The organism is Mycobacterium pseudokansasii, from assembly GCF_900566075.1.
GTDB lineage: Bacteria > Actinomycetota > Actinomycetes > Mycobacteriales > Mycobacteriaceae > Mycobacterium > Mycobacterium pseudokansasii.
The window spans coordinates 5,328,947-5,353,624 of record NZ_UPHU01000001.1; the positions used below are offsets into that span (position 1 = coordinate 5,328,947).

Annotated in this window: 20 protein-coding genes and 1 pseudogene; 4 read left to right on the forward strand and 17 right to left on the reverse strand. The window is 66.9% G+C overall.

Annotated elements, in window-relative coordinates:
- Window positions 1-215 precede the first annotated feature (215 nt).
- The 5 genes and pseudogenes from EET10_RS23955 to lpqS all read right to left on the reverse strand — a co-directional run bounded on the left by EET10_RS23955 (window position 216) and on the right by lpqS (window position 5,099).
- Window positions 216-1,025 (reverse strand): SDR family NAD(P)-dependent oxidoreductase, encoded by an 810-nt coding sequence (locus EET10_RS23955; protein ID WP_036405064.1) that lies wholly within the window; start codon window positions 1,023-1,025, stop codon window positions 216-218.
- Between the two features lie 32 nt (window positions 1,026-1,057).
- Window positions 1,058-1,924, reverse strand: coding sequence for a PPE family protein (locus EET10_RS23960; protein ID WP_051490614.1), 867 nt, complete (start codon window positions 1,922-1,924; stop codon window positions 1,058-1,060).
- A 256-nt stretch (window positions 1,925-2,180) separates the two neighbouring features.
- A pseudogene (locus tag EET10_RS23965) lies at window positions 2,181-3,383 on the reverse strand (MDR family MFS transporter); the annotation flags it as partial.
- On the reverse strand, window positions 3,383-4,573 hold the full coding sequence (locus tag EET10_RS23970) for a PLP-dependent cysteine synthase family protein (RefSeq protein ID WP_211187986.1): 1,191 nt from the start codon (window positions 4,571-4,573) through the stop codon (window positions 3,383-3,385). The pseudogene EET10_RS23965 and the gene EET10_RS23970, both read right to left, overlap by 1 nt.
- 118 nt (window positions 4,574-4,691) lie before the next feature.
- Window positions 4,692-5,099, reverse strand: a complete 408-nt coding sequence (lpqS, locus tag EET10_RS23975; protein WP_244602077.1) for a putative copper homeostasis (lipo)protein LpqS — start codon at window positions 5,097-5,099, stop codon at window positions 4,692-4,694.
- A 121-nt stretch (window positions 5,100-5,220) separates the two neighbouring features.
- On the opposite strand from lpqS, the gene EET10_RS23980 reads away from it, so the two are divergent.
- Window positions 5,221-6,828: a multicopper oxidase family protein gene (locus tag EET10_RS23980; protein WP_036405058.1), complete on the forward strand. Its 1,608-nt coding sequence runs from the start codon at window positions 5,221-5,223 to the stop codon at window positions 6,826-6,828.
- Here EET10_RS23980 and EET10_RS23985 read toward each other — a convergent pair.
- From EET10_RS23985 to EET10_RS24020, 8 genes are read right to left on the reverse strand one after another with little or no spacing between them, the layout of a single operon-like run.
- Window positions 6,816-7,667, reverse strand: coding sequence for an alpha/beta fold hydrolase (locus EET10_RS23985; RefSeq protein WP_099187707.1), 852 nt, complete (start codon window positions 7,665-7,667; stop codon window positions 6,816-6,818). The two genes, EET10_RS23980 and EET10_RS23985, sit on opposite strands and share 13 nt — an antisense overlap.
- On the reverse strand, window positions 7,667-8,656 hold the full coding sequence (locus tag EET10_RS23990) for a cyclase family protein (RefSeq protein WP_063466640.1): 990 nt from the start codon (window positions 8,654-8,656) through the stop codon (window positions 7,667-7,669). Before EET10_RS23990 ends, EET10_RS23985 begins: the two co-directional genes overlap by 1 nt.
- Window positions 8,644-9,471 carry a coniferyl-alcohol dehydrogenase gene (locus EET10_RS23995; RefSeq protein WP_063466641.1) on the reverse strand — a complete coding sequence of 276 codons (828 nt, stop codon included), beginning with the start codon at window positions 9,469-9,471 and terminating at the stop codon, window positions 8,644-8,646. Before EET10_RS23995 ends, EET10_RS23990 begins: the two co-directional genes overlap by 13 nt.
- A gap of 20 nt (window positions 9,472-9,491) precedes the next feature.
- Window positions 9,492-10,802 (reverse strand): LLM class flavin-dependent oxidoreductase, encoded by a 1,311-nt coding sequence (locus EET10_RS24000; protein WP_063466642.1) that lies wholly within the window; start codon window positions 10,800-10,802, stop codon window positions 9,492-9,494.
- Window positions 10,803-10,804: 2 nt separating this feature from the next.
- Window positions 10,805-12,535, reverse strand: coding sequence for an FAD-binding protein (locus EET10_RS24005; RefSeq protein WP_122502553.1), 1,731 nt, complete (start codon window positions 12,533-12,535; stop codon window positions 10,805-10,807).
- Window positions 12,532-13,452: a 3-carboxyethylcatechol 2,3-dioxygenase gene (locus EET10_RS24010; RefSeq protein ID WP_246013685.1), complete on the reverse strand. Its 921-nt coding sequence runs from the start codon at window positions 13,450-13,452 to the stop codon at window positions 12,532-12,534. The genes EET10_RS24005 and EET10_RS24010 overlap by 4 nt, the downstream gene beginning before the upstream one ends.
- A complete protein-coding gene (locus EET10_RS24015; RefSeq protein WP_063466644.1) occupies window positions 13,400-15,100 on the reverse strand; it encodes a bifunctional 3-(3-hydroxy-phenyl)propionate/3-hydroxycinnamic acid hydroxylase in 1,701 nt (566 codons plus the stop codon). Before EET10_RS24015 ends, EET10_RS24010 begins: the two co-directional genes overlap by 53 nt.
- Entirely contained in the window at window positions 15,100-15,963 is an 864-nt protein-coding gene (locus tag EET10_RS24020) for an alpha/beta fold hydrolase (RefSeq protein ID WP_063466658.1), read from the reverse strand. The genes EET10_RS24015 and EET10_RS24020 overlap by 1 nt, the downstream gene beginning before the upstream one ends.
- Window positions 15,964-16,079: 116 nt before the next feature.
- Between EET10_RS24020 and EET10_RS24025 the strand changes: the two genes are divergently transcribed.
- On the forward strand, window positions 16,080-16,745 hold the full coding sequence (locus EET10_RS24025; protein WP_036405051.1) for an IclR family transcriptional regulator: 666 nt from the start codon (window positions 16,080-16,082) through the stop codon (window positions 16,743-16,745).
- Window positions 16,746-16,758: 13 nt separating this feature from the next.
- Window positions 16,759-18,375, forward strand: a complete 1,617-nt coding sequence (locus tag EET10_RS24030) for an FAD-dependent oxidoreductase (protein WP_122502555.1) — start codon at window positions 16,759-16,761, stop codon at window positions 18,373-18,375.
- An 8-nt stretch (window positions 18,376-18,383) separates the two neighbouring features.
- Here EET10_RS24030 and EET10_RS24035 read toward each other — a convergent pair whose 3' ends face one another.
- Window positions 18,384-19,553 (reverse strand): sensor histidine kinase, encoded by a 1,170-nt coding sequence (locus tag EET10_RS24035; RefSeq protein ID WP_211187987.1) that lies wholly within the window; start codon window positions 19,551-19,553, stop codon window positions 18,384-18,386.
- A 260-nt stretch (window positions 19,554-19,813) separates the two neighbouring features.
- Here EET10_RS24035 and narL point away from each other — a divergent pair, with 260 nt between their 5' ends.
- Entirely contained in the window at window positions 19,814-20,458 is a 645-nt protein-coding gene (gene narL, locus EET10_RS24040; protein ID WP_023367793.1) for a two-component system response regulator NarL, read from the forward strand.
- A gap of 32 nt (window positions 20,459-20,490) precedes the next feature.
- On the opposite strand, the gene EET10_RS24045 is transcribed toward narL, so the two are convergent.
- From EET10_RS24045 to EET10_RS24055, 3 genes are all read right to left on the reverse strand, one after another.
- Window positions 20,491-21,711 carry a sensor histidine kinase gene (locus EET10_RS24045; protein WP_063466659.1) on the reverse strand — a complete coding sequence of 407 codons (1,221 nt, stop codon included), beginning with the start codon at window positions 21,709-21,711 and terminating at the stop codon, window positions 20,491-20,493.
- 83 nt (window positions 21,712-21,794) lie between these two features.
- Window positions 21,795-22,997: an MFS transporter gene (locus EET10_RS24050; RefSeq protein WP_099188537.1), complete on the reverse strand. Its 1,203-nt coding sequence runs from the start codon at window positions 22,995-22,997 to the stop codon at window positions 21,795-21,797.
- A 255-nt stretch (window positions 22,998-23,252) separates the two neighbouring features.
- Complete coding sequence (locus EET10_RS24055; RefSeq protein WP_081260393.1) at window positions 23,253-24,587, reverse strand: MFS transporter; 1,335 nt, start codon at window positions 24,585-24,587, stop codon at window positions 23,253-23,255.
- Window positions 24,588-24,678 lie beyond the last annotated feature (91 nt).

The window sequence follows — 24,678 nt, forward strand, 5'->3', positions numbered from 1 at the left end:
CGAGGCCTGGCGGGCCGTGGCTGGTCATTGGCCTATCAGGGTGATACGGGTGCCGCCCGGGCCGCCGCTGGCGCCGCCATCGAGGGCGGCGTCGACCCCGGCGAACTGGACGAGGGTATTGGCCACGGCTCGCCGCCCGTCAAGCTAGGGCTGCCGTCGCCGCGTCGCCCAACGTGTGGTCAATGCGACAATTCCGCGAAAAGTTCGCAGTGGCTTCACGTTCGGCGCAGGGACCGGATCGCCTTACCGGCCACCGTCCCGCCGTCCACCGGGAGCACGGTTCCGGTGACATAGCGGGACCGCTCGCCGGCGAAATACAATGCCGCTTCTGCGATGTCCTCCGGTGTGCCCTCCCGCTTCAGCGGGCGGTCTTCCCGCATCGTCTGGCGGATCGCCGCCTCGTACTGCTCGATGCGCTCTCGATCCATAGCCGCCGCCGACGTCGCCAGTAACGGCGTGGGTATGTTGCCCGGCGCGATGGCGTTGACCCGAATTTCGTAGTGCGCCAATTCGATTGCCGCAGACTTGGTGAACTGGATGACCGCCGCCTTCGATGCGCGATAAGTCATTACGCCGCCGCCGGCCTGGATCCCGCCGATGGACGTCATGGTGACAATGGATCCGCCGCCGTGGGCGGCCATGTGCCGCGCGGCATCGCGGGTGCCCGCCATGACCCCCAGGACGTTGACGGCCATGACCCGGTGGAAATCGGCCAAGTCGTCGTCGAGGAATCGGCGGTGCATGGTTCCGGAGACGCCCGCGTTGTTCACCATGATGTGCAAACCGCCGAAGGTGTCGACCGCGGTTGTCACCATCGCCTCGACCTGTTCGGGATCGGAGACGTCAGTGCGCCGGAACAACGCATCGGGCCCCAGCGTGCTCGCCAGCGCCCGGCCCGTGTCCTCGTCGACGTCGGCAATGACCACCCGCGCACCCTCGGTCACGAACCGTTCAACCGTGGCACGGCCGATACCCGACGCCCCACCGGTGACGACGGCAACCTTGCCGGCCAGTTCGTTGGCCACACGACGAGTTAATCGGTGCACGCCGCCTTAAGTCAAGCAGTTGATTTAGCGATCAAACGGAGACCGGTTGCGCCGCACGCGGCCGCGCCCCAACTTCGCGGCACCGACAACCTGCCGACCAAAGCGGCGCGACGCCAGGCCGCCGAAACCACCAGCCGAGATGAGCCGGACAATTGTGTAGACATCGTGGCCATCGCCGCCGGCGTCATGGCCAGCGGGGCACTGATCGCCGCCACGAAGGAACTCACCGGCGACGGGAAAAGCCCGACCCGCAGCATGTTTGCAATCGTCGAAGAGGCAGACACCGATTGCACCGGCCGCCCGAGGCTGCGCAGCGCGGCGGGCACCTGGGCCATCGCTTGGGCCAACATATCGGGCATCCCGGCGTCGGCGCCCCACTCCTGGAATACGGGCGGGTTGTCCCCCAGCGTCGGTAGAGCCAACGGCGTCAGCGTCGCGGCCGACGCCGAGGCGTTCGCGTAGCGATACATCGCGCAGGCATCCTGGGCCCACATTTCGCCGTAGTCGGCCTCGAGGGCCGCGATGGCGGGTGTTTCCTGAGCGGTCGCATTCGCGTGGGTCAACGAGGCCATCCGAGCCCGGTTGGCGGCGATCACCGAGGGCGGCACCGTGGTGGCGAAGGCGTTCTCGAAGGCGCAGGCAGCCGCCCTGGCCTGGCCCGCGATCTGCTCGGCCGCTCCGGCGGTACCGGTCAGCCAGCGCAGGTAGGGCGCAACCGCGGCAGCCATCGAGTCCGACGCCGGGCCCCGCCACCCGTCGTCGGTCAACGCCGAAGTGATCGAACCAACGGATGCGGCAGTGCGGTATAGGTCGTCAGCCAGTTTGTCCCAGGCCGCCGCGGCGCCTAACAGCGGCTCCGACCGAGGACCCGCATACATTCTCGCTGAAGTGATCTCGGGTGGTAGTGCTCCGAAATCCACCTCGCCGCTCCTCGGGGTCGCCGCCTGGCTTCGGATGGCCTAATGCCAGACCGAAGTCAGTTACCTTGGCGCTCTTCATAACCGCCGGCCGCACAGTGTCGACAAGCTGGCGCGAGGTTCGGCCGGGATCGTTATCGGACCTACTGTCAATCGTGATGTCGGAGCCCGGCAGCGCCCGAAAGGAAGGCGGGGTGGGGCGCCGTTGCGAAGATCTGTCCAGCGCGTAGAGGCCGGCGACGGTCGCGAGTCCGACGAGAATCAAACCGCCCCACACGGCATCGGCGTTCACCCGGTGCAGCGCGCCCCACAGCGAGCCGACGCCCAGGTTTCCCAGCAGGATGCCAACTCCCACGATGGTGCTGTAGAAGCCGTAGTGAGTCGCCACCAACCGGTCACCCGACAATGCCACCACGGTCCGCATTTCGAACGGAAACAACGCCGCCGAGGCAATCGCGAGCAGGCTCGCCGACAGCAACAACGCCGTGACCGCTGCGACGGTCCCGAACCTTTCGACGTCCGGGACCACCGCGAGCGGCACGAACGACGCACCCAGGATGGTGGCCCCGACAACCAGGCTGCGGCCGGCACTCCAGCGAGCGGCGAACCATCGGGTAATGCGCAGCTGCCCGGCAACCGCGACCACCCCGGACACCGCGAACATCGCTGCCACCAAAAGCGATTGGTGGCGCGGCGCCAACACCGACGCCTGCATGGGCAGCGCCAGGTAGATCTGGAACGACAGCAGATAGGCGCCGGTCATGGCCGCGGCGAAGCACCAGAACGCTCGGTTGCGGGCAACTGTCCGCCAGCCCTGACGGATTGAGGTCTTCTCGTATTCGGGGTCGGCCGCCGGCCGCGGCAGCGCCAGCAACTGGGCCACGGTCAGCGCGGCGAACACCGCCGCGGCACCCAGCACGGTCATCCGGAAGTCCAATGCCAGCAACGCCAATCCCACCAGCGGACCGAGCAGGATGCCCGCCTGGTAGAAGATGTTGAACATCGCGAAGGCTTCGATCTTCCGGTCGCCGGAGTCGACGGCGAGGTAGGCACGCACCGCCGGGTTGAACAGTGCCCCGGCGAAACCGGTTGCGGCCGAAGCGATCAGCACGGTGGGCAGCGACTGTGCGACCACCAGCATGGCGAACCCGCCGGTACGGATCAGACAGCCGGCCACGATCAGCGGCTTATAGCCGAACCGGTCCGCCAGGGTGCCGCCCACGAAGAACATGCCCTGCTGGGAGAAGTTACGCACCCCCATCACCAGCCCGACCGCCCACGCGGCCAGCCCCAGCGGACCGGCCAGGTAGTCAGCCAGGTACGGCATCAGCATGTAGAAGCCGACGTTGATGCCGAACTGGTTGATCATCAGCAGCCGGCTGGGCCGGTTGAAGCTGCGGAATTGGGTGAGAAATCCCATCACGCCGGCACCCGGCTCGGGTCCACCACCGAGGTGGTGCGGGTCCAGCGGGTAACGACCGCAGCCGAGGGCGAGGCGATCTCGTCGGGATCGGTGCCGGGCCGGTCGCCCAGCAGCCCATGCTCGTCGCAGTATTCGTCGTTGTAGATCGTGTCGAAATAACGGTTGGGGCCGTCGGGAAACACCGCGGCGATCGTGGTGCCCGACGGCAAGGTGCGCGCGGCCCATCCGGCGACCAGACCAACCGCCCCGACACTCCAGCCGCCGCTGGCGTAGTGGGTGGCGGCCAGATTGCGGCAGGCCCAGACGGCTTCGGCCGGCGCAACCCAGTGCACCTCGTTGAATGCGGCGTAGTCGACGTTGCGGGGATAGATGCTCGAACCCAGTCCGCGCATCAGCCTGCTGGTGGCGGGCTGACCGAAGATCGTGGACCCGATGGTGTCGACGCCGATCAACCGCATATCGGGATTGAACTCGCGCAATACCCGTGCCACGCCCGCCGAATGGCCTCCGGTGCCCACCGAGCACACCAGCACGTCGACCTTCCCGAGCTGGGCCACCAACTCCAGCGCCAGTGGCCGGTAGGCGTCGACGTTGTCGGGGTTGCTGTACTGGTTGGGATTCCAGGCAGCGGGGTCGGCGGCCAGCAGCTCGGCGACCCGATCTTTGCGGGCCTGCTGCCATCCACCGACCGGGTGCGGCTCGGTGACCATGTCGACGCCGGCCCCGTAGGCGGTGAGCATGCGTGCGATGATCGGTTCCAGGCCCGGGTCGGTGACCAGGGTCACCGGGTGGCGGTATGCGTTGCCGGCCAGCGCCAGCCCCAATCCCAATGTGCCGCTGGTTGATTCGATGATCGCGGCACCGGGCGCGAGGTCGCCGCGGGCGCGGGCGCGTTCCACCATGTGCATGGCGGGGCGGTCTTTCATGCCGCCGGGGTTGAATCCTTCGAGCTTGGCCCAGAATCCACGGTCGTCGCTGCCGACCGGCCCGGCGCTTCCCGATATCCACAGCACCGGCGTGTTGCCGACCATGGTGCCGGGCTGGCGGTTACGGCTTGGCGGGAGCTGGTAACCCTGCGGGATGGCACGGTAACGATCCCGGTTCTGTCGCCGTACCGAGGTGAGATGCGAGCGGTTGGGACGCAAGACGCGTGAGTTGTTCAGCTGGGCGGAATTTTTCACGGGCATGTTGAGGTTCATGGTGTCGTCGCTTCGGTCTCGAGCCGCCGATCAAGTGCGGCAAGGTGATAGGGGTCAGCAGTCATCGGCCGTGGCGAAATGGTCACCAGGGCCTGACACTGACCGGTCAGCAACGAGACAGGCAGAACCGAGTCAACAAGTCTTGACCGGTGCGCACATCAACCGGCAGGGTCGGCGGTCCGCGCCCGGCGACCACCACGGCAGCGGTGAGTACGCCCACGATGCCGCCGGCGACCACCACCACGGCAGCTTCGAACACCGGCGCGTCCGATCGCGGCATCACCGCGCCGGCCTGCAGCGGAGGGCACGGTGCCGCCGAGTCGTCGCTGAGGTGTGCGTGACCGATGTTCACCGCGAATTCACTGCCCACAGCCGTCGACAGCGGGTGGCTCGGATGCGCCGGTTGGCGATCCAATTGCGGCAGCCAACATTGAGCGGCTACCGCGGCGACGACCACGACCAATACGATCGCGATCCGCGCGGACCGAGTCCACACCGCGTGCCGGAGGTTCACGCCGGCCACCATATACCCCCCATGGGTATCATGTAAAGTGCGGCATTGCGGCTTGCGCGGCGGTCGATGTCCTAGCAGGGTAGTAGCGCGGGCCCGAATCAACGGCGACGAGGAGCTGTCCATGCCGGTACTGCCAACGAGCGGTCATTCCCTGGGCGGAGTACAGCTCAGCAGGCGCGGCTTTATCGGCGCCGGAATCGCCGGTGGGTTTTTGCTGGCCGGTTGCGGCCACTCACAGACACACTCGGCAGACGAGACGGCCATGGCTGCCGCAATCGGCGCGGCCGAGCGGGCCCGGCCGCACAGCGGTCGAACCGTAACCGCCAGCCTGGTACCGCAGCAGGTGGAGATCGACCTCGGCGGGCCGATCGCCCGTACGCTGGCCTACGGCAACACAGTCCCGGGACCGCTGATCCGGGCCGCCGTCGGCGATGAGATTGTCGTCGCGGTGACCAATCGGCTCGACCATCCGACGTCGGTGCACTGGCATGGCATTACGCTGCGCAACGACATGGACGGCGCCGTACCCGCCACCCCGAACATCGAGGCCGGCCATGACTTCACCTACCGATTCTCCGTCCCTGATCCGGGCACCTACTGGGCCCATCCGCACGTCGGCCTCGAAGAGGATATGGGGCTTTATCTGCCGGTCATTATTGACGATCCGACCGAACCGGGACGCTACGACGCGGAATGGATTGTCGTGCTTGATGATTGGACTGACGGCGTCGGCAAGAGTCCGCAACAGATTTACGACGCCCTGGTCGACCCGAACAAGCCCACCGTAATGCCCATGCCCACCCCGCTAACCACAACGACCCCGCCAACCACGACAAGTACGACAAGCACGACGAGCACGACCGAGACGCCGCCGCCATCTCCGATGCCGGGCATGCCGGGCGGCGACGTGGCCAGCAGCGACCTGCTCGGCGGCGACGCCGGTGATGTCGCCTACCCCTACTATCTGATCAACGGCCGTATCCCCGCGGCCCCCACGACCTTCAATGCGAAGCCGGGCCAGCGAATCCGGATCCGGATCATCAATGCCGCTGCCGATACGGCGTTCCGCGTCGCGTTGGCCGGACATTCCATGACGGTCACCCACACCGACGGTTACCCGGTGCTTCCGACACCGGTCGACGCGGTGCTGATCGGCATGGGCGAACGTTACGACGTCATCGTGACGGCGGCATCCGGTGTCTTCCCGCTCGTCGCACTCGCCGAAGGCAAGAACTCCGTGGCACGCTCGCTGCTGTCCACCGGTGCGGGCAGCGCGCCCGATCCGCAGTTCCGGCCGGCGGAACTCAACAAGAGGGTGGGCACCATCGAGATGTTCACCGCCACAACGTCGGCCAATCTGGGCCGGGCCGAACCCGGCCTCGAACTTCCCGTCGTGTTGGGCGGCACCATGGCCAAATACGACTGGACGATCAACGGTGAGCCCTACAGCAGGACCAAGCCGCTGCAGGTACACCAGGGTCAGCGCCAACTTCTGGTGTTCGACAACACCACCGCGATGTGGCACCCCATGCACCTGCATGGCCACACCTATCAGATCATCAAGGCCGACGGTTCCCTCGGCGCCCGCAAGGACACCGTCATCGTCCTGCCCAAGCAGAAGGTCCAGGCGGTCCTGGTCGCCGATAATCCGGGTACGTGGGTGATGCACTGCCACAACATGTATCACCTGGCGGCCGGCATGATGACGCGCCTGGATTACGTCTTCTGACGGCTGAGGAAGTCCAGCAGGAGTTCGTTGACAGCCGAGGATTGCTCGATTTGCGGACAGTGGCCCGCGTCGTCGATCACCACCGCGCGTCCATCCGTGACCTGCTTGGCGAGCTGCGCGGCCCACCCGGCGGGCAGCAGCTTGTCGTCGCGCCCCTCGACCACGAGCGTCGGCACGCTGATGCGCTGATAGGGGCGCGCACTCGACGATTCCGAGGCCGGTGCAGATTCCGACTCAGACTCCGGCTCAGCGCCAGGGCGGCGACAACGCGCTGCCGCCACGGCTTCCCACGCTCCCGGAACAATGCTCGACTGATAGCGGCGCCGCACATAGTCCTCGTCGGCCGGATAGCGGGCATCGTGGAACAGCGCCTCCACGATACGGCGCATCCCGTCCAGCGTGGCGTCGTAGCGCTGCAGGGCCTCGAAGTGCCGATTCTGCTGAATCTGCCCCCCGCCGCAGATGATCGCCATGGTGCGGATCGGCAGCCGGGGTGCATCCGATGTGGCATCGGTCAGCAGCATGATGGCGCCCATCGAATTGCCGGCGAAATGCGCGGAGTCGACGCCGACAACGTCGCAGAACCGGGCCACATGCCGGATGCGCATCCCGCGGCCGTCGACGAAGTCCACGACCTTGGCCGACTGCCCGAACCCGAGGAGATCGGGCGCCAGCACCCGGTAGCGCTTAGCCAGCGCGACGATGTTGTGCTCCCAGCCCAATTCGGCGCTGGCCCCGAATTCGCCGCCATGCAGCAGCACCACCGGGTCACCCGTGCCCGACTCCAGATAACTGGTGACCAGACCGTCGACCACGGCGGTTCGGCGGTGTATCGGCATCACTTGATCGCAATGGGATTCACCGGCGATCCCACCGCGCCAATGAATCTCAGCGGCGGCGCGATCAGCTGAAACTCGTAGACGCCGTCGGTGGCGCAGTCGGCCGCCAACGCCGTGAGGTCCCAGTATTCACCCAGCATCAACCCCATGTCACGCAGGCACAGCAGATGAAACGGCAAGAACAGGCCTTCGACTCCCGAAACGGGGTCTTCGACCTGGAGATTGTCGGCGGCCACCGCGGCGACCTCGTGATCGTGCAGCCACTGGGCGCAGCGCCAGTCCAGCCCGGAGTACCACTCGGTCTTGTTGCCAGTCATCAGAAACCTTGCCCACCAACCGGTTCGGATCAGCACGATGTCACCGCGGCCGACCGTGATGCCTTGGGCACGGACGACGTCGTCCAGTTCCTCCGGAGTGATCGGGTTGCCATGCTCGAGAAAGACGTCCGCACCGCGATGGCGCACCAGGTCCAGTAGCACGCCGCGCGAGGTGATGCCCTTGACGTCGACCTTGTCGATGCCGCAGTGGTAAGCCCCGAGACTGGTTACCGATCCGGCCGGGAAGCCGTTGTAAAGCAGGTCGTCATAGTAGACGTGCGACAGCGCGTCCCACTGGGTGGCCGCCTGCAACGGCATGATGACCATGTCGTCGTTGAACCGGAACGGATTGTCGACCACGTAGTTGCCCAACTGTTCGGCCGTCGGGTTCTGCGTCCAGCCAGGCCCGTACCGGCCCAGGGTGTTGGCATCGCCACCGTCCACGGTCATCACGTGGATGGGGTTGTGCCGGAACCCAAAAGCGCCCTGCGGGCCGGACGACCCGAAATCCACGCCGAGCGGAAACACCTTCCCGTGCCGGACCAGGCTTGCGGCGTGCCGGACGGTGTCGGCGGTGATGAAGTTCAGCGTCCCGAGTTCGTCCGCCTCACCCCACCGGCCCCAGTTGCTGAGATCGGCTGCTACCCGCCTGAATTCGGCTAGGCTTGCCATGACGCACGTCCTTTCTCGAGGTTCCCGGCGATTGCGGCGCCCAGGTTTCCGCCGTCCACCCACACCACCTGGCCCGAAATATAGCTGGCGGCACGGCTGTTCAAGAACAGCAGCACCGCGGCCTGTTCGGCCGGATCAGCGACCCGGCCCAGCGGCTTGGCGATGTCGTCGAGGAATTCCGGGCCGTAGGCCTGCCTCAGCTGATCGAGGATGGGTGTTTCGGTCACCCCGGGTCCGGTGCAGTTGATCCGGATGCCGCGCGCAGCGAGGTCGGCCGTGCGCCGCATGGTGTAGAGGATGACTGCTTCCTTGGACAATTGGTAGCCGCTGCCGACCGCCTCGCGGTGACGATGACACCATTCGATGCCTTCGCGCATCGTCGTGGTGTTCAGCAGCGAAGCCACCGCGCAGAGATGTTCCCGGTAGGCCGCCGCGGCAAGCGATGACACGCTGACAATCGACGCACCCGTGGCCATCATCGGGATCAGTGCCTCGGTGAGATGGCGCAGCCCCAGGAAATTGATGGTGACGACCAGTAGCGGGTCGCCGATCCCCGAGGACACGCCGGCGACGTTGAACAGCGTGTCGACGCGTCCGCCGAGAGCAGCCACTGCCCCATCGATGGAATCCGAGTCGGCCAGGTCGACCTCGTGAAAATCGTTGAGTTCGTATGTCGGTCGCCGCGTGTCCAATCCGATGACATGAGCGCCGAGTTCGGTGAGTTGATTTACGACCTGCGCGCCGATGCCCGAGGAACATCCGGTTACCAGCGCGCGGCGGCCGTCGTAGCGCCACAGGTCGCCGATCAGGCCCAACGCCTAGCCAGCTTTCGGTGTCATTGACGCTGCTCCTTTGCGCGGCGCGCCGCCATGACGCGGCCCTCGTTGATCTCCGCCATGGCTTCGGGAATCTCGCTGGCAGTGAACTTACCGCCGCGTCCGGTGGGTAGGCCGCCGAATGAGTAGTTTTCGTCGAAGGGGGGTGCGCCACAGGGTCGTGTTTCCGGCCGGCGTGCTTCGATTCGCTCGATGACGGGCGCCAGCCTGGCGGCCTTGTCGGCGACCGCCTTCGCGTCGCGCTCGATGAACTCCGGCAGCACCTCGGAGCCCATGATGTCGATGGACTCCATGGTGCCCTCGTGACTACGCGGGTTGAGCAGCAGGATGATCTCGTCGACGCCGCTTTCCTCGTACCCCCGCAGGAACTCACGCACAGTGGCCGGCGAGCCGATGGCGCCGCGCCCCGGCCCGTAGGCCAGGGTCGGATCTTTGTGGACCTCTTCGAGATAGCGGGTCCACACACCCGTCCGTCCGGGTGTGTGCACACCGGTCATGTAGTAGTGCATGATGCCGAACGAGAAGAACCCACCGCCCTGCCCGAGGCGTCGCAGTGCCTCGTCGTCCGTCCGGGCGACCATCATCGACAGGTCACCGCCGATGGCCAGGATGTTCGGGTTGATCCGCGGGGTCACCGGGACACCGTTCTCCTCGAATTCCTTGTAGTAGCCGTTCACCCGCTCGGTCAGCGGGCCCGGGCCGGTGTAGGCGAAACTCAGTGCGCCGATGCACTTCTGGGCGGCCATCTGGACGGTGGCGGGCCGGGTGCAGGCAACCCACACCGGCGGGTGCGGCTTCTGCATCGGCTTGGGAATGACGTTGCGGGCCGGCATCTGGATGTGCTCACCGGCGAAGCCCGAGAAGGGTTCCTCGATCATGCAGCGAATCGCGACTTCCAGTGCCTCCTCCCATTGGGCCCGCTTGTCGGCGGGATCGATGTTGAATCCCCCGAGTTCGCCGACCGACGACGATTCGCCGGTGCCGAACTCGACCCGCCCGTTGGACAACAGGTCCAGGGTGGCAATGCGTTCGGCCACCCGCGCCGGATGGTTGACAGCGGGCGGCAGGTGCATGATGCCGAATCCCAACCGGATGTTGTTGGTCCGCTGGCTGGCCGCGGCCAGGAATATCTCCGGTGCGGTGGAATGACAGTATTCCTCCAGGAAGTGGTGCTCGGTGAGCCACACGGTGGAAAAGCCCGCCTTGTCGGCGGCCTCGACCTCGTCGAGGCAATCCTGAAGCAGGATGCGTTCGTCGTCGGCGGTCCAGGGACGCGGCAGGGCGAATTCATAGAACAACGAGATTTTCATGCTTACCTCCTATGAGCACTACGTGCCTGTACCGCGACATGTTTCGCTGCGACATAGCCAAAGGTCATGGCGGGTCCGATGGTCGCACCGGCACCGGCATAGCTGCGGCCCATCACCGGCGCGGAGGTGTTGCCGACCGCGTAAAGTCCACGCACCACGGTGTCGTCGCAGCGCAAGACCCGGGCGTGTTCGTCGGTGCGCAGGCCTCCCGACGTGCCGAGGTCGCCGAGAACGATGCGGAACGCGTAGTAGGGCGGATCGCCCAGGGGATACAGGTTGGGGTTGGGCAGTGTCGGGTCGCCGTAGTAGTTGTCGTAGGCGCTGTCGCCGCGGCTGAAGTCGTCGTCGTGTCCGGTGCGGGCAAGCTCGTTGAAACGCGTTGCCGTTGCCCGGAGCTGGGCGCCCGGGACGCCGATTTTGGCGGCCAGTTCCTCCCACGTCCGCGCCGCCTTGACGACGCCCGATTCCAGCCAGGCCACAGGGACCTTGCGTCCGGTGGGTACCGGCGCGCCGGGAATCTTCGGTATCGGCAGATGCCCGGCGATGACGTAGCGATTCCAGGACCGGTGATCGGTGATCAGCCAACAGGGGATGTGGGTAACCCCGGACTTCTGGCCCTCGATCATGGCATGGCCGAAATCCATGTAGGGTGCGGCCTCGTTGATGAATCGCCTGCCGGCTCCGTTGACGATGAATTGCGCGGGCATCATCCGCTCGTTGAGCATGAATTGCATTCGGCCGTCCGGCCATTGAATGGCCGGAAACCACCATGCTTCGTCCAGTAGCTCGGCGGCCGCGCCGAGTCGCTGGCCGGCACGGATGCCGTCACCGGTAGCCGCGGGATTGCCGAAGCTCCAGTCCCGGTCCACGATCGGTTGGTGTTGCTTGCGCCAGGCCAGGTCGTGGTCGAAACCTCCGCAAGCAAGGATCACCGCGTGCCGCGCGCCGATCCGCGCCGGTACGCCCGCCCTGTCCACCAGCGCACCGATCACCGATCCGTCGGTGTCGGCGAGCAATTCGGTCATCGGCGAGTCCAGCCACAGCGCAATGTCGCGCTGCTTCATCGCCAGTCGCATCCGCGCTGCCAGTGACTGGCCGATCGCCGCCATCCGCTCACCGAGCACCCGCGCCCTGACCATGCGGACTATCAGCTTCAGCAACACCGCCTTTCCGCTCCACGACTGGCGGATCCGGTAGAACGAACGTAATTCGTTTGGCCTCAGCCAGATTCCCTTCGGTGCCAGCGCCAGCGGCCGTAGCAGCTTCTCCTCGTCGGCGCCCAGTGAGCGCAGATCGATGGGCGGCACGTTGATGGTGCTGCCCAGTTCGGAGCCGCCGGGCAATTCCGGGTAGTAGTCGGCATAGCCTGGCTTCCAGACGAACTCCAGCCACGGCGAAAGCCCTTCGAGGAACTCCAGCATCCGCGGGGCCGACTCGACGTATTGCCGGATCCGCGCCGGACTTACCAGGCCGCCGGTGACCCGGCGCAGGTACTCGATCACATCAGCGGGTGCCGGCGCGTAGCCCGCTCGGCGCTGTGCCGGCGCGCCGGGTACCCAGATGCCGCCGCCGGACAAGGCGGTGGAACCACCGAAGTATGCGGACTTTTCCACCACCAGCGTCTGCAGACCGGCGGCGTCGGCGGCCATCGCGGCCGTCATGCCGCCGGCGCCGGACCCCACCACCAGCACGTCGACGGCGTGGTCGAAGGCTTCGCTGCCGGTGAAGGTCATGGGCTGGCCACTGCCGTCCTGATGGCGAACGCGGTGATCAGGTCGGGGGTCTGTTTGTAGTAGCGAACCGTCGTCCGGTACGGTCCTGCCGTCGCCAAGGCGGCGAAAGCGGCTATCCAGGTGCGGATTTCGTGCGCGGAGCTACCGCCCTCGTGCATCACGAACGAATTCGACCACTGATCCAGATCGTCGAGGTGTCCCCCGTCGACGATCTCCAGGAAGCGCTGATCCCAGGCCGGGTTGAGGGGCTGCAGGTCGCTGTCTCCGGTGGCGAAGCTCTTGGCCGTGTCGATCACGGCCGTCTGCCGGGCTTGTCGTTGCTCAGGTGTCATCGGCCGACCGTGCACGAGCCGCTCCCGGGCGGCCGGACCGGCGTCGTCCAGCGTCGGCACCGGCGGGCTGTGCGACAGCCCACCGGATCCGATCACCAGCACCCGCTTGTCCAGCGTGGCAAGGAAATTGCCGACCGCGGTGCCCAGTGCCCGGCAACGGCGCAGTGGTCCCAGCGGCGTGGCGATCGCATTGATGAAGATCGGTATCACCGGGCGCGCCGTCGCCGTGCCGAAGAGTTTCTCCAGCGGCTGCATCGTTCCATGATCGACGTCCATGCTGGCCGAGACGGCCATGTCGACGTCCGCACCGAGCACCGCCCGGGCGCACTGCTGCGCGATCTGATCGGGAACGTCGAGTGGGCCAGCGTAGCTGCCGTAGTCGCCGACTCCGTTGGCGTGCATGCCGATACAAAATGGCGGCATCACCTTGTAGAAGAAACCGTTGTAGTGGTCGGGCGAGAAGATGACGACGAGCTCGGGATCGTACTCGCCGACGAAGTCCCGTGCCTTTCCGATCGCGGCGTTCACGTCGTCAAGCAGATCCCGCGGCGGCCCCGGTAGATTCAGCAGCGGGCTGTGGGACATACAGCACAGAGCCAGTGGCACTTTGGAAATCACCGCCTCTCGGAGTAAGGGTAAGGGCCGCGACGAGCGATGCGCTCAACTCGGGAGCGAGTTGAGCGATACACGCGCCGGCGATACACCGGTCGGGCCGCAGGAACACCACCGATTCGTCGTGAACATCGAACCAGGACTTGAGGTCTCCGGTGTGGTCACCGACGACCACGACATCGGGATCGTCGTGTCCGGTCCAGTGCAGCTGCACCTGCGGACGCGCGGCGACGAACCGGGCACCCAACGCCTGCCACGTCGCAAATGCCTGCTCGCCAAGGATCTTCCGCGGGTTGTTGTTCCAGCACAACACGGCGAACCAGGCGCCCAGCACGTCGTCCAGCAAGACGTCGCGGCGGGTGCGGGTGTTGACCCGGGGTTGAACGAACAAGGTACCCGCCGGGGATCGTGGGTTGCGGGGCTCGGCGTGCACCACCGCCCCGCACTCGTAGCGCGGCATCGGCTTGAACCGCATCTCGAGCACATAGCGCTTGAGCGCCGGCATGATTGAGGCGGCACGCACGATCAGGTCCCGGCCGGCCGCGATCCTGCGGTCGGTGGGCGAAATCACCCGACCGACCATGGTGGACAGGTCGATCATCGCCCGGGCATGTTTGCGGCGTTCCATGTCGTAGGTGTCGAGCAGGGAGTCGCCAGCCTGCCCGGTGACCACCGCGGCGAGCTTCCAGCCCAGGTTCGCCGCGTCGCGGATGCCGCTGTTGTAGCCCTGCCCCTGCCACACCGGCATGAGATGCGCGGCGTCCCCGGCCAGCAGCAGGCGGCCCCGGCGGAAGGCGCCGGCGATTCGCGAGTGATGGGCGTAGACGCGCCGGCGGATCACCTCGACCCGGTCCGGGTAGGGCACCACGCGTGCCAGCATGCGGGTCAAGAACGCGGGATCCTCCGCCTGCTCGTCGGATTCGCCGGCGTGAATCATGAACTCGAACCGGCGAATCCCGTGTGCGATGGAGATCGAGGCGTACGGGCGCTCCGGGTCGGCGCCGACCTCGCTGTTGGGGTGGCCCAGCGGATCGTTGGCGACATCGACGACCAGCCACCGGGTGGGCGACGTGGTGCCGTCGAAGGAAACCCCCATCGTCCGGCGGATGATGCTGCGCCCACCATCGCAGCCGACAACGTAGCCGGCGCGCACCCGCGACACGCCGCCGCCCTCGCCACCGCACTCGACCGTCACCGCGTCGCCGATGTGCGCACAGGAGATCACCGGACGGTTCCACCACACCTCGACATGGCCGAACCGGTCCAAGCCCCGCAACAATTCGGCATCGACCAGCGGCTGGACGAAGCCGTTGCGCCTGGGCCAGCCGAAACGTGCGTCGGGGGGTGCGATTTCGGCCAGTATCCGGCGCTTGGCGTCGAAGAACCGCAGAATCTGGTTGGGCACCGTGTGCGGGAGGATCCTGTCGACCAGGCCGATCGACTGAAAGGTGCGCAGCGCCTCGTCGTCCAGTCCGACCCCGCGGGGATAGTCGATCAGGCTGGCTCGCTCCTCGGCCACCAGCGTGCGAATCCCTTGCAGCCCAAGAATATTGGCCAAGGTCAGCCCGACCGGACCGGCCCCAACCAGCAGCACGTCCACCTCCTGTCCGCTCCCGGTCATCAGCGCCCCAGCAGGAAGTCAAGGTGCAGGCGATTGAACGTCTTGGCGTCCTCGTACTGCGGCCAGTGCCCGCAGCCCGGCATCACCTCGAAGCGAGCACCGGGAATCATCGATGCGATGCGGCGGCCCTCCCCAACATCGGCCGTCGGGTCGTGAGTTGTCCAGAGCACCAACGTCGGTGCGGTGATGGCCCCGTAATCGCCGGGACCCAGCAGGTTACGGGCCCGAATTTCCGGGTCCTGCAACGCCATGATGTCGCGCATGGCCGCGACGAATCCGGGCTGGCGATAGATGCGCTGCCGGGCGGCCACCAGGTCGTCGTAATCCTTGGACTTGTCGGCCATCAGCCACTTGATCCGCGCCTGCACCGCCTCCCACGTCGGGTTCTCCGCAGCTGCGATGGACAGCGTGACGATGCGCGCCATGACCGCCGGGTCGGCCCGCGAGCCACCGGCGGTGTTGAGCACCAGGCGGTCGACGACGTCCGGGTGGTCGACGGCGGCGCGGGCGGCCACCCAGCCACCCAGCGATTCACCGCTGAGCTTGACGCGGTCGGCCCCGATGCTGCGCACCACCGCCATCAGATGCTCGACGTAGTGCCGGATTTCGAGTGGATGCCCCGGTTTGTCGGTGTAGCCGTGACCCAGCATGTCGATCGACCAGGTCCAGAAATGTTCGCCGTGCGCCGCCAGGTTGCGGACGTAGGCTTCGGCGTGACCACCGGAACCGTGCAACAGCACCAGCGCCGGCTTACCGGGATCGCCGGCACGCAGGTAGCGCGTCCGGATCCCCGCGGCAATGAGGTAGCCCTGCTCGAACGGGACACCTTGGAGATCGCTCCACAGGCTCTCGAACTCCGCCACGGTTCCTTCCCGCCGGAAGCCCGGTTCTCGTCCACGCATACCGGATTGTGCTAATATCGCACATTAATGTGCGTTATATATAGAGCTTTGCTCTCCTCCGGGGGTCTGTCAAGACCGTGACCGGGTCGCAGACCCTGGCCAGGGGGCTTACCGCGTTGCAACTGGTCGCGGGTTCGCCCAGCGGACTCACCATGCAGCAGGTGGCCGACCAGGTCGGCGTACACCGGACCATCGCCTATCGATTGCTCTCGACGCTGACCCAGTTCCGGCTGGTCACCAAGGGTGAGGACGGGCGCTATCGGCCGGCTGCGGCTCTGGCGGTCCTGGGCTCGTCCTTCGACCACAACCTGCGCCAGCTGAGTCTGCCGACGCTGCGGGCTTTGGCCGACGAGCTGGGAACCACGGTGTCGTTGCTGGTCGCCGAGGGCGACGAGCAAGTGGCGGTGGCGGTCATCGTGCCCACCCAGGTCGCCTACCAGCTCGCTTTCCACGAGGGCAGCAGGTATCCGCTGGACCGCGGCGCCGCCGGAATAGCCCTGCTGGCCAGCATGCCGCCGCGCCAGCGCGAACGTGACCTGGTCGCCGCCACCCGGGAGCGCGGCTGGGTGATGACCTACGGCGAGATCGAACCAAATACCTACGGCCTGGCCGTGCCCGTGCGCCGCGTCGCGCCGTCGCCACCGACCTGCATCAACCTCATCTCCCACCGCGAAGACGTGGTGATCCGGGGACGGGACGCGGTCATCAAGGCCGCCACACAGTTGTCCACACTGCTGAGCTGAAGGGACGCCGGGCATGCGGTGGGATCAGGAATTCGATGTCGTCGTGCTCGGCAGCGGCGGCGCCGGGCTGACCGCCGCATTGACAGCGGCGGTCGCCGGCGCATCGGTAGCGGTGTTCGAGAAGGCGCCGACCATCGGCGGGACCACCGCCGTCTCGGGCGGCATCGCCTGGATTCCGGCTCATCACCGCTGTCCCGACCGTGAACTGACGGTGGCCGACGCCCTGCACTACCTGCGCGCGCAATCGTGGGGATCGATGGACGACGCACTGGTGGAAACGTTCGTGCGAACCGGCCCGGCCATGCTCGACTTCGTCGAGAACCACAGCGGTCTGCGCTTCGAGGTCGCCGACGGATTCCCCGATTACCGGCCCGAGCTGCCCGGAGGACAGCCCGGCGGTGGGCGCTCGCTCAGCGCGGCGCCGTTCGATCTCGACCGAATCGGCGAGTGGGCCGGCCGGATCACCTCATTTCCCGCCGATTGGTCCAACGTCGGATTCGACGCCGAGACCCGCGCCCGGTTGCACGCCGGGGTCGGCGCCGGGCCGGGCAACGTGTGCGTGGCCGGCACCGCACTGATCGCCGGACTGTTGAAGGGCCTGCTGGACACCGGAGCGGAACCGTGCCCGAACGCGCCGGCCGAGGAACTGATCGTCGACGGCTCAGCCGTCACCGGAGTGCGAATCGCCCGCCCCGAACACCGCATCAGCGTTGGGGCCCGTCGCGGGGTCATCCTGGCGACGGGCGGGTTCGAATGGGATCCGGTTCTGGTGCGGGCATTCCTGCGCGGACCCATGCACGGCGCGGTCTCGCCGCCCAACAACACCGGGGAGGGACTGCGCATGGCGATGGCGCGCGGCGCCGATCTGGCCAACATGGGCGAAGCGTGGTGGGTTCCGATCGTGCAGATCCCCGGCGACACCATCGGCGGCCGGCAACGCAGCCGCAGCGTGCGCCTGGAGCGAACCCGCCCGCGCAGCATCATCGTCAACCGGGCCGGGCGGCGGTTCGTCAACGAGGCATGCGATTACAATTCGATGGCCGGCGCCTTCCACTACCTCGATCCCCGGGACGGCTACGTCAACGACCGCGGCTGGATCGTCTTCGACTCAATTCACCTGCAGCGCTACGGGTTTCTGGGCGTCACCCCCGCTCAACCGGTTCCCGGCTGGTTCTGCGAGTCGGCCGACCTGGCCGAATTGGGCGCCAAGGCCGGCATCGACGTCGACAGGCTGACGCGCACCATCGAGCGGTGGAACCGCAACGTCGCGGCCGGCGGCGACCCCGACTTCGGCCGCGGTTCCAGTGCCTACGACGGCTATTGGGGCGATCAGAGTGCCACCACGCCTGCCGGCAAGACCCTCGGCCCGATCGACACCGGCCCTTACTATGCGGTACCGATCTGTGTGGGTGCGATGGGCACCAAGGGCGGACCGCGCACCGACCGAGATGGACGCGTGCTCCACGTCAGCGGCAAACCCATACCCGGTCTGTTCGCCGCGGGCAACACGATGGCCGGAGTTACCGGCCGAGCCTACGGCGGCGCGGGCGGAACCATCGGCCCCGCAATGGTTTTCGGCTACCGCGCCGGATTCGCTGCCGCCACCGGCGCATCCGTCGACCCGCGGTAGCGGTTATTTCAGGACTTCAGCGGGACTTCCACGCAGACGTGGGTGCCCGCCGGGGTATCCAGGAAGACGAAAGTCCCACCGGCGGCGTCGACCCGGGCCCGATGGGAAGCCAGCCCGATATGCCCCTCGCCGAGGCGACGAGCCATGGTGTCGCCGCTGATTCCCACCCCGTCGTCGGCGACATCCAAAACACAGGTGTCGTCGGTGATCCCGAGGGTGACCGACGCAGTGCGGGCCCGGGAATGGCGCACCACGTTCGACAGCAACTCGCGGGCCACACCGAACATGATCGGATCGATCTCATTGCGCACCGGATAGTCGATGTCGGTGCTGACCTTGATGCCCGAACGCTGCGCGGTGGAGGCGGCCAGCTGTTCGACCGCCGCCCCCAACCCGACTTGCTCGAGGACGGCCGGATGCAGCTCAAAGGTGGCCTGCCGCAGACGTTCCGATGCGCTCTGCAGACCTGCCAAAGCCCGGTTGACGCGCTCGTCGTCGGGCGCGGCCGTCTGTAACTCGATGAGCTCCTGGCGGGCGGCCAGCACGTCTTGCAGCGGCCCGTCGTGAATGGACTCCGAGATCCGGCGCTGCAACACCTCAGACGCGGTCATGGTCTGAGCCAGCAGTTCCTCACGCAACGCGCTCAGACCGGCAACCGAGCGGGCGTGGCGCTCCTCGATTCGAACGACGATCAATGCCGTGGCACACAGAAACGCATAGAGCACGAATCGGAATATCGCTTCGGGCCATCCGATTGCCCGCACCATCGCCGGATCTTGGACCACCGCGAGGGCAAATCCGACGAGCGTGAAAGCCAGCACCACCGCCGCCCGCCGCGACGATACGTCCAAACCCACCAGCACCGGCAGCAAGGTCATGATCAGCAACGGATAGATCCCGTCGGTGGACAGCAACTGAAAACCGGTCAACGCGAAAACGTCGACGGCGGTGAACGCAAAGGGCTCGTATCTGGACATCCTGACGAATCGGCGCAACACAACGACGCGTCGCGACGGCGAATACGCCAAGGCCAGGGCCCACAGCGCGGCCAACGCGTAGGCGACGATCAACGCGCATTGCTGCGGCCATTCCGAGTCGTCGGTGCCCACCAGCATGGCGGCGACCATCAGCAGCACAACTCCGATTCGAAGCACTGAAGCGATTCGGTAGGAGCGCATCTGGTGCAGCCTGCGCACCCGTTTCAGTTCTGCGTCGCTGGTCTCCACCACAAGAACACCGTAGTCACGACCGGGGGATGCGATTGGGGTGTTGCGCGGCAATATCGCCGATCCGCCGGAGCAAACTGTCGCCCAGGCCCGCGAGTTGTCCGGGAATTACGGACAGATGGTCGCGGCGAACGGCTACACTCATCGCCATGGTCGGCCGACATGGACATGACCCGGACATGGCCCAGACATGATAGGGACATGACTTGAACATGACGGCGCCCGAGAAAGTCCGTGTGGTGGTCGGCGATGACCACCCGCTGTTTCGTGAGGGCGTGGTGCGCGCGCTTTCCTTGAGCGGCTCGGTCAACGTGGTCGGTGAGGCCGATGATGGCGCGACGGCGCTGGAGTTGATCAAGACTGAGCTGCCCGACGTTGCCTTGCTCGACTACCGGATGCCGGGCATGGACGGCGCCCAGGTGGCCGCCGCGGTACGCAGCTATGACTTGCCCACCCGCGTGCTGCTGATTTCGGCGCACGACGAATCGGCGATCGTCTACCAGGCCTTGCAGCAGGGCGCCGCCGGTTTCCTGCTGAAGGATTCGACGCGCACCGAGATCGTCAAAGCCGTGCTCGATTGCGCCAAGGGACGCGACGTCGTCGCGCCCTCCTTGGTCGGCGGCCTTGCCGGCGAGATCCGCCAGCGAGCGGCCCCGACGGCTCCGGTGCTCAGCGCCCGCGAGCGAGAGGTGCTCAATCGTATTGCCCGCGGCCAGAGCATCCCCGCGATCGCCGGCGAACTGTATGTGGCGCCATCGACGGTCAAGACCCATGTGCAGCGGCTCTACGAAAAGCTCGGTGTCAGCGACCGTGCGGCCGCAGTCGCCGAAGCCATGCGGCAGGGGCTGCTCGACTGACTGCCCCTTGGGCCAGCAATCGCGTGCGCCAATCACGACCTCAGCGGTACTTCCACGCGGACGTGGGTGCCCGTTGGGGCATCCAGAAAAACGAATATGCCCCCCGCGGCGTCGACCCGCATCCGATGCGAGGCCAGGCCGATATGCCCCTCGCCGAGGCGACGAGCCATGGTGTCGCCGCTGATTCCCACGCCGTCGTCGGCGACATCCAAAACGCAGGTGTCGTCGGTGATCCCGAGGGCGACCGACGCAGTGCGGGCCCGGGAATGGCGCACCACGTTCGACAGCAACTCGCGGGCCACACCGAACATGACCGGATCGATCTCATTGCGCACCGGATAGTCGATGTCGGTGCTGATCTCGATGCCCGAACGCTGCGCGGTGGAGGCGGCCAGCTGTTCGACCGCCGCCCCCAACCCGACTTGCTCGAGGACGGCCGGATGCAGCTCAAAGGTGGCCTGCCGCAGACGTTCCGAGGCATCCTGCAGCCCGGCCAGCGCTCGGTCCACCCGTTCGTCGCCTGGCCATGCGCTCTGCAGCTCGACGAGTTCCTGGCGCGCGGCCAGCACGTCTTGCAGCGGCCCATCGTGAATGGACTCCGAGATCCGGCGCTGCAACACCTCAGAGGCCGTCATGGTCTGGGCCAGCAACTCCTCACGCAACGCGCTCAGACCGGCAACCGAGCGAATATGGCGCTCCTCGATGCGCACCACCACCAACGCTGTGGCGCACAGAAATGCATACAGCGAGAAGAGAAAAGCGCTATGGGGCCAGCCCGTCGGGCCGAGGAGCACGCCGTCGTGGACCCCCGCCAGCACGAACCCGAGCACGCTGAACGCCAGCACCGTCACAGCTCGCCGCGACGAGATATCGACGCCCGCCAGGACCGGTAGCAACGTCATGATCAACAGTGGATACAGGCCGTGGGCGGACAGCAGCTGGAAGCTGGTCAACGCCACGATGTCGATGGCGGTGAATACCAGCGGTTCCCACCGGCGCACGCCCGACGATTCCTCCGCTTCGAGCTGTCGTCGCGCCGGGGAAAAGGCCAATGCCAGGGCGCACAGTGCGGCAAAGCCATACAAAGCAACCAAGGCAGTTTGCTGGGCCCATTCGTGCGGCGGGGTGCCGACGATCATCGCGGCAATGACGAACACCAGGACCCCTATGCGAAGTACCGAGACGATCCGGTACGAGCGCAGCTGGTGCAGGTTGCGTACCCGCTCCAGTTCCACGTCGCCGGTGATTGCCACGGGAACACCGTACTCACGGCGCCGTTTCACCGCCGGATACGCAGCCGGCCGGTACCTCGGGACCGGCTTCACCAGCGGGCTGTTCAGTAGCATCTGCGGCCCGGGTTGCGCAGCGCCCCGCCGATGTCGTTCCCGGCCAAAGCACGTGCCAGGGGTGCGCACAGTGCAGTGCCGAGCAGGCCGGCGGTCACGGTGTTGCCGACCATCAGTAGTCGCCCGCCGTGTGCGAGACTGCAGGAAGCCAGAATTGGCGCCGCCACCGCCGCGGCCGCCGTCGTCATCGACCAAACCCCTTGGTAGCGGCCACTGCTGGCGGGTGGAGTGATCCGGTGGACGATGCCGGCGCTACCCACAAACCAGACGATCTCACCCGGCGAGCACGCCGCCACGGCAGCACTGAAACCGGCCGTGGTGTGGGCGATCCCGGCCGCGCCCATGCACAGAGTCACCCACACTCCCGAGACGGCCAGCATGTCGGGCCTGGGGCCGACCGCCAGCCGCTTACTCAACCACGGTGTCATCAAAGGGGTTAGGGCCGCCACCGCCGCACCGTTGACCACCTGCACCCAGCCGTAGGCGCCGGCACCCAGACCGGACGCATTCATCAGCATCGGTACGACGGCGAAGATCCCCATCAGGACCGTGAGAGTCGCCAAACCCGATGCGGCCAACAGAACCAGCCGCTTGTCGGCGAAGACTTGCCGGTAATCACCTCGGGCAAGGGCGGTCACTGGCGTCGCCGCCTGGTACCGGCCGGCCGGTATGCAGCGGGCTGCCACCACCGCGAACGTGGCACACGCGATCCCGTTGATCCGGTACAGCAGCGAGGTGCCCATCCATTCCGCGAGCAGACCGCCGACCCCGCCCGCGATCGCCGCGCCGATATTGAGAACCCACCCGTAGCGCCAGCTGTCGAGTCTGGCCCGCTGCCGGGGATCCGAAATCAACGCGGTAATCGCGGCGCCGAACACCAGACGCGGTGCGTCGCCGGCCAATCCGGCGATCATGGCCGCCACCAACAACACCGGAACGCTGTGCGCCGCGGCAATCAGCATCAGCACCGCGGCCGCCACCGCCATTGTGGACACCAGCGTCGACCGGGCTCCGTAGCGGTCTACCAGCCAGCCACACAGCAGCTGTCCCGCCGCCCAGCCCGCGCCGTAGGCGGCCAGGACCGCGCCCACAGCTCCTGCTTGGTGACCGCGTCCGGCCACGTGGTAGGCCAGGAACGGATAGGCGAAGCCCGCCGAGCGCACCAATAAATTTCCGCCCAGCAGTAACCACATCACCGCCGGATAGCGATCGCGCGCCGGCTGCGCCGCGGATGACGAGACCACGGCAACGGCGGCGTCCGGGTGGCTGTTCACCACATCCTCACCTGCGATAGCTGCGAGGGCTGTTCCTGCGGCACGGGCCTCAAGGTAGCGACGCGGGTCCGCGCCGGGTACCGCCGATCCGGCCCATCGCTTGATGAACGCCCGTTCCTCCGACCAGGGGACACCGTACGGGTCGAGCCGTGATGAACGCGTGCACCCATGACGTCACCTAGGCGTGGCTTGGTGACCCGGCTGCTCGACCCCGGTGACGTGGCGTGTGTGGCGACGTGGCCCCGCCTCAGGGTGCCTCAGGGCCGGCACTGAAGTGGGCCGGCGCAGCGCGCGGGCCAGCGGTAGACACAGCGCGGCGCCGGTCAGCCCGACCGTCACGGTGACGATCGCCACCAGACGATGACCGCCATGAATCAGGCTGTAGGAGGCGATGATTGGGGCTACCACTGAGGCGATCGCCAGCATCATGGACCAGATGCCGTGGTAACGGCCGCCATGGGCGGGCGGAGCGATCCGATGCACGATGCCGGCGGCGATCACGAACCAGGCGATCTCGCCCGGAGTGCAGACCGCCGTGGCGACGGTGAATCCGAGGGTGGTGTGTGCGAGCGCGGCGCCCGACATGCTCACCGCCGTCCACACGCCGGCGACGGCCAGAATGTCGAGCCTCGGACGAAAGCGGGCTGCCGCGTTTCGGCCCAGCCACGGTGTCATCACCGGCGTCAGGCCAATGCCGGCAACGGCATTGGCCAGTTGCGCCCAGCCGAATTCGCCTGCGCCCAAACCGCTGTCGGCCATCAGCATGGGTACCGCGGCATAAAGACCACGGACCGCCGTCAGTGTAGCGAGGCTGGACCCGAGCAGCAGGACCAGCCGAGCATCCGAAAATGCTCCGCGGTAACCGATGTCAGCCGTCTGAGCAACCGGCTCGGAGGCCGCCGGGGACCGGCGATGCTCCCTGGCCGGGATGCAGCAGGCCGCCAGCAGCGCCAGCATCGCGCACGCAACGGCGTTGATCCAGAACAGCACGGGCACGCCCGACCAGCCGGCGAGCAGACCGCCCACACCACCGGTGATCGCGCGACCGATGCTGACGATCCAGCCGAAGCGCCACGCGTCGATCTTCGCCCGCCGCGCGGGATCGGGAACCAGCTCGGCGATCGCGGCGCCCAGCACCGGGCGCGGCGCGTCGTAGACCACACCGGTGACCAGAGCGCCGATCAACAATGCCGGCACGCTGCGGGCCTGGGCCATCAGCACCAGCACCGTGGCCGCCACCAGCATGGTGGATGCCAGCGTCACGCGCGGGCCGGTGCGGTCGACCAGCCAGCCACATGCCAGTTGACCCACTGCCCAGCCGACCCCGAAGGCGGCCAGGACCGCGCCGACAGCGCCGGCGGAGTGCCCTCGCCCGGCCACGTGAAACGCCATGAACGGATAGGCGAACCCCGCCGCGCGCACCACCAGGTTGCCGCCCAGCAGCAGCCAGATGACGGCCGGCAGCCCATGCCGGCAGGACGGGTGGGACGACGTGTTCGAACGAGACATCCGGCGACGCAAGCCGAGGCCGCCACGGGCGCCAGGTACTTCGGCTGCGCCGGAGTGCGTGGCCCCCGCCCGGGCCCGTTGCCTGCTGCCA

What these genes read in the sequence shown, in the direction of transcription:
- EET10_RS24010 (WP_246013685.1), bottom strand. Translation starts at nt 13,452, where the DNA reads ATGTCCCACAGCCCGCTGCTGAATCTACCGGGGCCGCCGCGGGATCTG.
- EET10_RS23960 (WP_051490614.1), bottom strand. Translation starts at nt 1,924, where the DNA reads ATGTATGCGGGTCCTCGGTCGGAGCCGCTGTTAGGCGCCGCGGCGGCC.
- EET10_RS24035 (WP_211187987.1), bottom strand. Translation starts at nt 19,553, where the DNA reads ATGCGCTCCTACCGAATCGCTTCAGTGCTTCGAATCGGAGTTGTGCTG.
- EET10_RS23970 (WP_211187986.1), bottom strand. Translation starts at nt 4,573, where the DNA reads ATGCCCGTGAAAAATTCCGCCCAGCTGAACAACTCACGCGTCTTGCGT.
- EET10_RS24055 (WP_081260393.1), bottom strand. Translation starts at nt 24,587, where the DNA reads ATGTCTCGTTCGAACACGTCGTCCCACCCGTCCTGCCGGCATGGGCTG.
- EET10_RS24000 (WP_063466642.1), bottom strand. Translation starts at nt 10,802, where the DNA reads ATGAAAATCTCGTTGTTCTATGAATTCGCCCTGCCGCGTCCCTGGACC.
- narL (WP_023367793.1), top strand. Translation starts at nt 19,814, where the DNA reads ATGACGGCGCCCGAGAAAGTCCGTGTGGTGGTCGGCGATGACCACCCG.
- EET10_RS23990 (WP_063466640.1), bottom strand. Translation starts at nt 8,656, where the DNA reads ATGGCAAGCCTAGCCGAATTCAGGCGGGTAGCAGCCGATCTCAGCAAC.
- EET10_RS23980 (WP_036405058.1), top strand. Translation starts at nt 5,221, where the DNA reads ATGCCGGTACTGCCAACGAGCGGTCATTCCCTGGGCGGAGTACAGCTC.
- EET10_RS24050 (WP_099188537.1), bottom strand. Translation starts at nt 22,997, where the DNA reads ATGTGGTTACTGCTGGGCGGAAATTTATTGGTGCGCTCGGCGGGCTTC.
- EET10_RS24030 (WP_122502555.1), top strand. Translation starts at nt 16,759, where the DNA reads ATGCGGTGGGATCAGGAATTCGATGTCGTCGTGCTCGGCAGCGGCGGC.
- EET10_RS24015 (WP_063466644.1), bottom strand. Translation starts at nt 15,100, where the DNA reads ATGACCGGGAGCGGACAGGAGGTGGACGTGCTGCTGGTTGGGGCCGGT.
- EET10_RS23985 (WP_099187707.1), bottom strand. Translation starts at nt 7,667, where the DNA reads ATGCCGATACACCGCCGAACCGCCGTGGTCGACGGTCTGGTCACCAGT.
- EET10_RS24005 (WP_122502553.1), bottom strand. Translation starts at nt 12,535, where the DNA reads ATGACCTTCACCGGCAGCGAAGCCTTCGACCACGCCGTCGACGTGCTG.